The organism is Calothrix rhizosoleniae SC01, from assembly GCF_900185595.1.
Taxonomy (GTDB): Bacteria; Cyanobacteriota; Cyanobacteriia; order Cyanobacteriales; family Nostocaceae; genus Calothrix_A; species Calothrix_A rhizosoleniae.
The window spans coordinates 1-8,780 of record NZ_FYBH01000029.1; the positions used below are offsets into that span (position 1 = coordinate 1).

6 protein-coding genes and 1 pseudogene are annotated in these 8,780 nt (G+C 39.7%); 5 read left to right on the forward strand and 2 right to left on the reverse strand.

The annotated features are described in order from the left end of the window. Positions 1-134 precede the first annotated feature (134 nt). Positions 135-485 (reverse strand): annotated as a pseudogene (locus CALSC_RS01420) (IS200/IS605 family accessory protein TnpB-related protein); the annotation flags it as partial. A 55-nt stretch (positions 486-540) separates the two neighbouring features. Between CALSC_RS01420 and CALSC_RS01425 the strand changes: the two are divergent. Continuing rightward, positions 541-933: a hypothetical protein gene (locus tag CALSC_RS01425; RefSeq protein WP_088239654.1), complete on the forward strand. Its 393-nt coding sequence runs from the start codon at positions 541-543 to the stop codon at positions 931-933. 386 nt (positions 934-1,319) lie between these two features. On the opposite strand, the gene CALSC_RS01430 is transcribed toward CALSC_RS01425, so the two are convergent. Beyond that, positions 1,320-1,799 carry an RNA recognition motif domain-containing protein gene (locus tag CALSC_RS01430; protein WP_088239649.1) on the reverse strand — a complete coding sequence of 160 codons (480 nt, stop codon included), beginning with the start codon at positions 1,797-1,799 and terminating at the stop codon, positions 1,320-1,322. Positions 1,800-3,418: 1,619 nt separating this feature from the next. Here CALSC_RS01430 and CALSC_RS01435 point away from each other — a divergent pair. The 4 genes from CALSC_RS01435 to lexA all read left to right on the forward strand — a co-directional run bounded on the left by CALSC_RS01435 (position 3,419) and on the right by lexA (position 8,768). After that, a complete protein-coding gene (locus CALSC_RS01435; protein ID WP_088239650.1) occupies positions 3,419-5,071 on the forward strand; it encodes a M48 family metallopeptidase in 1,653 nt (550 codons plus the stop codon). A 172-nt stretch (positions 5,072-5,243) separates the two neighbouring features. After that, positions 5,244-6,776: a SagB/ThcOx family dehydrogenase gene (locus CALSC_RS01440; protein WP_088239651.1), complete on the forward strand. Its 1,533-nt coding sequence runs from the start codon at positions 5,244-5,246 to the stop codon at positions 6,774-6,776. A 293-nt stretch (positions 6,777-7,069) separates the two neighbouring features. Then, positions 7,070-7,996 carry an ornithine carbamoyltransferase gene (gene argF, locus CALSC_RS01445; protein ID WP_088239652.1) on the forward strand — a complete coding sequence of 309 codons (927 nt, stop codon included), beginning with the start codon at positions 7,070-7,072 and terminating at the stop codon, positions 7,994-7,996. Positions 7,997-8,162: 166 nt separating this feature from the next. Beyond that, positions 8,163-8,768, forward strand: a complete 606-nt coding sequence (gene lexA / locus CALSC_RS01450; protein WP_088239653.1) for a transcriptional repressor LexA — start codon at positions 8,163-8,165, stop codon at positions 8,766-8,768. Positions 8,769-8,780 lie beyond the last annotated feature (12 nt).

Genomic DNA, 8,780 nt, shown 5'->3' on the forward strand with positions numbered 1-8,780 from the left:
CTTAGAACTACTACAACAGAATTACAACAGAATGCAACTTACTATGAATTTTGACTGCTCCCCTGCTATCGAGGAGATTCTAAAAAGATGCTACGCAACAGATTCAAACCACGTTCTGTAGCTTTGTCTTAGCTGTCACCGTGTTTTGGTTGTGTATCACCATCACCATCAACAAATGATGCTGTTGAGGTGTTTGCTTCTTCTGTCTCTATAAACTCAATCCCATACTGTTGACATAATTGCTCAATTCGTTGTTTCAGTCTAGCTGTGATGATTTGTACAAATTGTTGATTTTGTTTCTTACCCAAATTAATCTCTTGCTTGATTCCTTGTCCCCAACCAAACACAACTCGTCCAATCCGATTTTCTAAACAATGGTTAATAACTATGCGAGCAGTTTTATTAATTCCATCTCTAACTTGATGATTGCGTTTTTCAGTAATAGCAGCAAGTTTGTTTGACCAAAACCCTTGGGGTTTGTTCTCTTACTATAGGAAATTTCTGATAATTAAAGCCATTATTTTTGCTACTATAATTCTTATGCAATTAGAATTTGTTCCAGTAGAAAAGTTCTACTTTGCCCTGACTCTGGCAGTTAGAACTCTTGAAGATTTAGAACACCCTGGTTTAATAGACAGGGTTAGGTCGCAATTATCAGCAAAATACGGTCAGCCTTCTACCGTGGCTCCCGGCAAACAAAATACATTTAATTATGTCTTCTTTGTCAATAACATAGATAATAGTCCTGCCAATCACCTGATAGTTTCCCTCTCCGATTGGCAAAACAAACTGCGCTTGAGTAGCGATTATGGTTGGATGCTAGATCCTCAACGCAAACCAGTACGTACCGATAAATTTCATTATCGATCGCAGTTTAGTCAGCAATTGCAGTCACATCTACAAGAATATTTGCAAATTCCTTGTAGCAACTAGCAAACATATCCGAGGAAGTTAACTACTCAGACTCGCCAAAGGCTGAAGTCTGAGCTTCCCAAATCATTGGGAATAGCCTCCTCAAAAACTTCCTAGTTTTTTGGTCTTACATTTTCTCCAAGGGCAGAAGTCCTGGTTTCCAAGACCCAAGTCTTTTTCTTGCAACATATACCTATGAGCTTGGTTTTCGCTTGTGGCATTGATGTTCAAGACAGTAGCTATCATACCTGGAAATTTTGTGGATTCCTCATTATCCATCCAGAATTTGTTTTTATTAAGTAAAAAATAAATTCTAGATGTAATCCTTATACCCCAGCTTATATCCTCATCCTACTAATAATTGAGGGTGGGGACTTCTGGGTTCCGTTAATCTTCCAAGATATAAATTAATTGGTAGCTTGTGCAGCTAACATTTCTTTGAGCTTTTCCAGTTGCTCAGCCCAACGAGGATCTGGACGAATCGCATCGTTATCCCCATGTGAGGAATTATCCCGTGAGTTATTGCGACGAGATTTCTTAGAACCTTTTTCACGACGACTACCTTCTTTGGATGGGCTAGAACTGGCTTGGTTGGAAGATGATTTATCACCTTGCTCTTCGCCATCCTCTCCTTTAGTACGTGGTAATGCCTTCTCTATTTTAATAGCAGTTTCTTGGAAAAGCTGACCATTATATTTCTCAATAATTTGGTCTGCTTGTTCATCATTGTTAACTGTAATAAAACCAAAGCCTCGACATTTACCAGTTTTCCTGTCTTTGATTAATTTAGTGGTAACTGAATCACCTTCTTCTGCAAACACAGCTTGTAAATCTTGACGGTCAATTTCTTCTTTAGGTAAATTACCTATATATAGGCGAACTGACATGAGCTATTCCTCCGTAGTTAAATAAAATAGGGTAGGGCATAAAAAACATCTTGGCTTTGATTTTCCCCCAATCGTCACAATATCGAGGGAAGGTGCCATAAACCAATTTTTTTTAAAACTATCAACACTATGCAATATAGTTTCTCTTTAGATTTAAGCTTGCTTTATACAACATAAATGCGTACGCAACGCTAATAAAACCTGATTCTTAGTGAACTTGTAAATTTAGCGAATCGCCAGCTACCATTGGAAAATTCTTCAATGCCCTTACCAGAGAATTAAACACCATTTTCTACATTATCATGGCCATATACCATGTAGCTAGTTCAAAGCTTACATTTTCAATGATTATTTTAATAAAAATGGTAGCATGAAACACTTTTTTTCTAAAGCTCTATCTTAAAAAAAACAAAAGTAAGTCGTTAGCTAGTTAATTCTATGCTGTTCTGGTGAAAGACTAGAGCAGGCTTGTAGGTTTAAAATTTGTACAATTAAAAATTCGCAGTTGCTTCAAGGGGAGAACCTCTTAGGGTTACACCACTTGTTTTATTTAGGGGAACCCGTATCGTCCACCACACTACCTCACCGCCAACGCAATGCCCGATTGAATTCATTATGTGGAGAAAAAAAACAATATTGCCATCATAATTTCAACTTTTTGACTTTAGATATTAGATATGGGGTTGCGGCTAGGAAGTTCTCTTGCTAATTACCTCTTGCTGAGGAAGTGCGCTAACATCATCGCCTGTTTCTTTATCAATCTAAAATCCAAAATTAAATGACAACCTAAATAAATGTAACATTTTTGCAAATGGGATGCAATATTTATTTATATATCACTATGCAATTACTACTCGGGTGACAAGAAGCTTGAAATGGAGACAGGGTTTAGGGGTTGGGTGTTAGGTGGTGGGGAAAATATTCTTTTCATATTGCAATCTGTGAATAATCTCCAAGTGGTCAGACCTGTCAAGAAGAGACGCGGAGGCACCGATGTGGTGGGGGCTTGAATCGCCCCGGACACTGGGCTTGGGACACATCCCGCTCCGCTTCCCCGTGTCCTCGCGTCATCCGGTTGAATAATATGTGATTTACCTCAGATGTAACCTAAGACTCAAAGGGTTATTAAAGCTGATTTCTCCCTAACCTCTGACCCCTAAAACCTAACCCCAGTAATCATTTTATCTTTGTTGTCGCCCGTTAAGACGCAATTAGGGCGCGGACATTATTGAAGCAACAAACCTATGAACAATAAACTTATTACTTCTTCGGAGTTTGCCATTTACTTTATGCCGGGGAACCCCTACTCTGCAAGAAGCCCCTTCGCATCTACGGGTTGCTTCACTTGCTACAACGCAGGAAACCCGCGCAATACAGTAGCTTAACTGCCCCTGCCTTATCCAAACGATAATTTTTTACGCCGACCTACTTGCTTGCCCGTAGCAATATATTTGGTTAAACCATATACCAATTTGGGAAAATATATAAATTGGCTACAGGAAGCAGAAATGTAAAAAAAAGGACGCTACACAAAAGAATTAATTCATTTTAAGAACTATTTATATTCCAATGTTGAAAATTTCTTAGACTGGAAATTATTAGAAATAGAAATTTTTATGATGAAAAAAAGTATTAAGTCTCTGTTGCTAGCTATTAGCTGGGTACTGCTATCAGCTAGTACATTTATGACGATTATTTTTACACAATCTGACCCACATATTTTCGCTCAAGAGCCAGCAGTTATTATTAATACAACTAAAAAAACTGATTCCGAGAAAATACCATCAACTCCAACGGAGTCACCACAGCCAATATCAGATTCTCCAGTTAGGGATAATAAACAGCCAGAAGGGTCTACCAATGAGAAAAAACCTGGTAAAGTCACCGAAGACAAACCTAGTCCAGAAGAAATTGCCCGTCAGCAAAAACTAATTGAAGCAGATCAGCTTTATTTAGGAGGGCAATTTACTGCTGCCGAAAAGCTATACAGGGAAGTGAAAAAGCCTTTTACCAATACATCAGATCCAGGACAGGGTCAGGCAGCAATGGTTGATCCTAGCCAACTTTCTCCGGCAGGTAAGGTTTATTGGCGAGAATCGGAGGCTGGTATTGCCAATAATTTACAAACTAGAACCCTAGTACCTCTAAAATTATTAGTTGAACAGTATCCTGAATTTGTCCCTGGTCATATTCGCTACGCCGAAGCACTGAAAAAATACGATCGCCCTGAAGATGCATTGCAAATATTAGAACGTGCTGCTACTACCTATCCCAATCAACCAGATTTAGTTAAAGCAAGGGTGGAAGCTTTGGCATCAGCAGAAAAATGGATGGAGGCGAGTATTGCTGCCCGTCAATTTGCCATTATGAATGCGAATGACTCCCAAGCATTGGTATTCAATCAGTTAGCCGACAAGCATCTGAAACGCCATAAATCTCATATGCGGGCAAGAATGAGGGGTAACACCCTGGCAAATATTATTACTGGAGCTTTGGGATATGCAGTTACAGGTAATTTACTGGGGCCATTTTCTGCCCTTGATTCTACACTTTTGCTGCTCAGAGGAGAATCATCCGTGGGCAAATCCGTGGCAAAACGGGCAAAAAAACAATTAGATTTAGTTGAAGATGCAGAAATTAATGCTTATGTCAATGAAATTGGCGAAAAGCTAGCAAAGGTTTCTGGTAGGGAAGATTTTAAATATGAGTTTTCTACCATTGCTGACAAAAGTCTTAACGCCTTTGCCCTACCCGGAGGTAAAATCTTTATTAATGCTGGAGCGATCGCTAAAACTAACTCAGAAGCAGAACTAGCAGGTTTAATTGCCCATGAGCTATCCCATGCGGTGCTTTCCCACGGTTTCCAATTAGTTACCCAAGGGAATTTAGTTAGTAATGTAACTCAGTACTTACCCCTTGGTGGCACAGTAGGTAGATTATTTTCTCTGAGCTATAGCCGTGACATGGAACGTCAGGCGGATACTTTGGGGACTCGCTTAATTGTGACTACTGGCTATGCTGCGGATGGCTTACGTAATTTAATGATGACAATGGATAAGGAACAAAAAAATGCTCCTCCCCAATGGTTATCGTCTCACCCCCTTAGTAGCAAACGAGTCAGCTATCTAGAAGATTTAATTACCCGCAATAATTACAATCGTTATGCTTATGAAGGGGTAGAAAGACATTTATCTATGCAAGCCAAGGCAAAAAAAATATTACAAGAGAAAAAGGAACAGGAAGAAAAAAAACGTAAAAAGAAAAAGAGATGATAATTTTCCCAGTTTGTACTAAGTTAGACGACTTGAAGGTACTGAGTAATGCCAAGATATTTATAGTAGAAGGCACAAGGCTGAATTATTGATATGATTTCTTTTCAGCCTAGCTTCTCAGCTGTCCTTACCTTTGCCGCTACCACCATAGCAGAAGCATATTCAAAATCTTATGCCAGAACTACGTCAATCCATTGCCCAGCACTACCATGAACGCACCAAGTATAATCCCGAAACTATTGCTGCCAAAAATCAAGGGTTAGACTGGTCTAAACAGCCCGTACCATTCAAAGAATACAAAATTGGTTCTGATTTTGATCTCAAGCCCTATCTGCAAGAAAAACCAGAAACATATGCCAATGATCCTCAAGGGCGATGGTGGCAGAGAATTTCCCGTCTCCTGTTTTGTAGTTATGGACTGACTGCGAAAATGCCTTCTTTAGGAAGTGCCGTATATCTACGTGCTGCTCCTAGTGCTGGCGGTTTATACCCTGCTGAGGTTTATTTAGTCTCCCGTGGCACACAGATGTTACCTGCTGGGCTATATAACTACCAATGTCGGAATCATACCCTGAGACATTTTTGGGAAAGTGATGTTTGGCACAATTTACAAACAGCTTGTTTGTGGCATCCATCACTAGAAAGTACCCAACTAGCCATCATTATCACTACAATTTTCTATCGTTCGGCATGGCGATATGAGGATCGAGCTTATCGGCGAATTTGTTTAGATACTGGGCACTTGTTAGGTAACATTGAATTGGCTAGCAGTATCGCTGATTATCGTCCCCATTTAATTGGTGGTTTTGTCGATGAAACTGTGAATGAACTATTGTACATCGATCCTCAACAAGAAGGTGCGATCGCAGTATTAGCCCTGGCAGATTTATTAGATATTCAACAAAACTTACCGACATGGCGAACTGCTCTCCCTTCTGGGACTGAAATTGAGTATCCAAATATCTCAGATGGCGAACTGTTACAATATTTTCATCAAGCTACACAGATTCAACCAGGTACTACGGGTAAACTGAATTTGCCAGAGGTACAACCAGAAAAATCCCTAGAAGATAAATATAATTTTCCCTTCTGTCAAAAAATTTCCACTGTCACTAACCCAATTTACTGGGGAGAACAAATAGAAGATTTAGAAGCAACGATTCACCACAGACGTTCTACCCGTGCTTATAGTGGAGAAGATTTAACCCTAGATGAACTCAAAGCTTTACTGAATTTTACTTATCAACCCCAAGACTATATTGATGGAGGTTTAGATAGTTTTCCGGACTATTTCGACTTGAATTTAATCGAAACCTTTATTGTTTGCTCTGGAGTCGAAGGACTAGAAGCTGGTTGTTATTATTACGCTCCAAAAGCCCAAGAACTGAGACAAATTAGATTTAAGAATTTTCGCCGAGAGTTACATTTTCTCTGCTTAGGACAAGAGTTAGGTAGGGATGCAGCCGCAGTATTATTTCATACTGCTGATTTGAAAACTGCTATTGCTCAATATGGCGATCGCGTTTACCGCTATCTACATATGGATGCTGGACATCTGGGACAAAGGATTAATTTAGCAGCAATTAAACTATATTTGGGAGTTAGTGGAATTGGTGGATTCTTTGATGACCAAGTCAATGAGGTATTAGGCATTCCTGAGGATGAAGCTGTGCTTTATGTGACAACTTTGGGTAGACCTAGATAGTATATCCCTACAAGTAAGTCATAACAATTTTGGATTTTGGATTTTGACCCAAGATTTCCAGGTATGATAGTTACTGTCTTGACCATCAATGCCATCAGCGAAAACCAAGCTCATAGGTATATGTTGCAAGAAAAAAAATTGGGTCTTGGGAACCAGGACTCCTGCCCTTGGAGGGGATATAAGACCAAAAAACTAGGTAGTTTTTGAGGCTATTCCCAATGAATTGGGAAGCTCAGACTTCAGCCTTTGGTAAGTCTAAGTAGTTAACTTATTTTAATTAAGCATTGGGAAGCATGGCAGCGTTGAACGGACGAGATTTGTTAACTCTAGCGGAACTCAGTTCCCCTGAAGTTCAAGAATTACTACACTTGGCAACTCAACTCAAATCTCAGCAGTTGAATTTGCGCTGTCATAAAATCTTGGGGCTTTTGTTCTCCAAAGCTTCTACCCGCACCAGAGTCAGCTTTACAGTGGCAATGTACCAGTTGGGTGGACAGGTAATCGATCTCAATCCGAATGTAACCCAAGTTAGCCGTGGTGAACCTGTACAAGATACAGCACGGGTATTAGATAGATATTTAGATGCTTTAGCCATTCGGACTTTTGCTCAAGACGAATTGGAAACCTTTGCTAAATATGCTCAAATTCCTGTGATTAATGCTCTGACAGATTTAGAGCATCCTTGTCAAATATTGGCAGATTTAATGACCATTCAGGAGCATTTTGGTCAACTGACAAATTTAACCTTAACCTATGTAGGTGATGGTAATAACGTTGCTAATTCTCTCATGTTAGGCTGTGCTTTAGTGGGAATGAATGTGCGAATTGCAACCCCTAATGGCTACGAACCTAATGTCACGGTAGTTGAAAAAGCACGAGCGATCGCCAATAATAAAACCCAAGTCACTATTCTTAAAGATCCCTACGCAGCCACAGAGGGAACCCATGTAATTTACACAGACGTTTGGGCAAGTATGGGACAAGAATCTCAAGCCAGCGATCGCAATCCAATTTTCCAACCATATCAAATTAATACACAGTTATTGAGCCTTGCAGATAAAGATGCCATCGTTTTACACTGCTTACCAGCACATCGCGGCGAAGAAATTACTAATGAAGTTATTGAAGGTTCTCAATCTTTAGTTTGGGAACAAGCAGAAAATAGAATGCACGCCCAAAAAGCTCTGCTAGCTAGTATTTTGGGAGCAGAAGAATTTTAGATTTGAGATTTTCCCCCTTCGGAAAATACAGGGGGGTTATATTTTGGATTGCATCCTCATAAATATCTCAGTTAATCAACGAAAATTCAAAAACAAATGTGCAGGGAGAGCTTTTTTGTAGTACTAATGTTCTTAGGGGAATTGTACTTTACCTCCCTGAAAATTTATGGAAAGACTAACAGAAGCACAACAAGAATTATATGATTGGCTCAGGGATTTTATTCGTAGCCGTCAGCATTCGCCTTCCATTAGGCAAATGATGCAAGCCATGCAATTAAAGTCACCAGCACCGATTCAAAGTCGCTTAGAACATTTACGTAATAAGGGATACATTGAATGGAGTGAGGGTAAAGCGCGAACAATTAGAGTTTTACAATCCGTAAAACCAGGTATTCCTGTTTTGGGAACCATTGCAGCAGGTGGTTTGGTAGAACCATTTACCGATGCTGTAGAAAACATTGATTTTGGTAATTTAAGTTTACCCTCCCAAACCTACGCCTTGCGGGTGAATGGTGACAGTATGATTGAAGACTCTATTTTAGATGGGGATTTAGTATTTTTACGCCCAGTACCAGAACCAGACATGATTAAAGATGGGACGATTGTGGCTGCGAGGGTGGAAGGATATGGCACAACTTTGAAGCAATTTTATCGTCAGGGAGACCTTATTACCCTCAAACCAGCAAATCCTCAATATCAACCCATCGAAGTTTCAGCCATTCAGGTAGAGGTGCAAGGTTCTCTGGTAGGAGTTTGGAGGCATTATCAATAAACTAGTACACCT

Coding starts and splice junctions, on each gene's coding strand:
- CALSC_RS01425 (WP_088239654.1), top strand. CDS start 541: ATGCAATTAGAATTTGTTCCAGTAGAAAAGTTCTACTTTGCCCTGACT.
- CALSC_RS01430 (WP_088239649.1), bottom strand. CDS start 1,799: ATGTCAGTTCGCCTATATATAGGTAATTTACCTAAAGAAGAAATTGAC.
- CALSC_RS01435 (WP_088239650.1), top strand. CDS start 3,419: ATGAAAAAAAGTATTAAGTCTCTGTTGCTAGCTATTAGCTGGGTACTG.
- CALSC_RS01440 (WP_088239651.1), top strand. CDS start 5,244: ATGCCAGAACTACGTCAATCCATTGCCCAGCACTACCATGAACGCACC.
- argF (WP_088239652.1), top strand. CDS start 7,070: ATGGCAGCGTTGAACGGACGAGATTTGTTAACTCTAGCGGAACTCAGT.
- lexA (WP_088239653.1), top strand. CDS start 8,163: ATGGAAAGACTAACAGAAGCACAACAAGAATTATATGATTGGCTCAGG.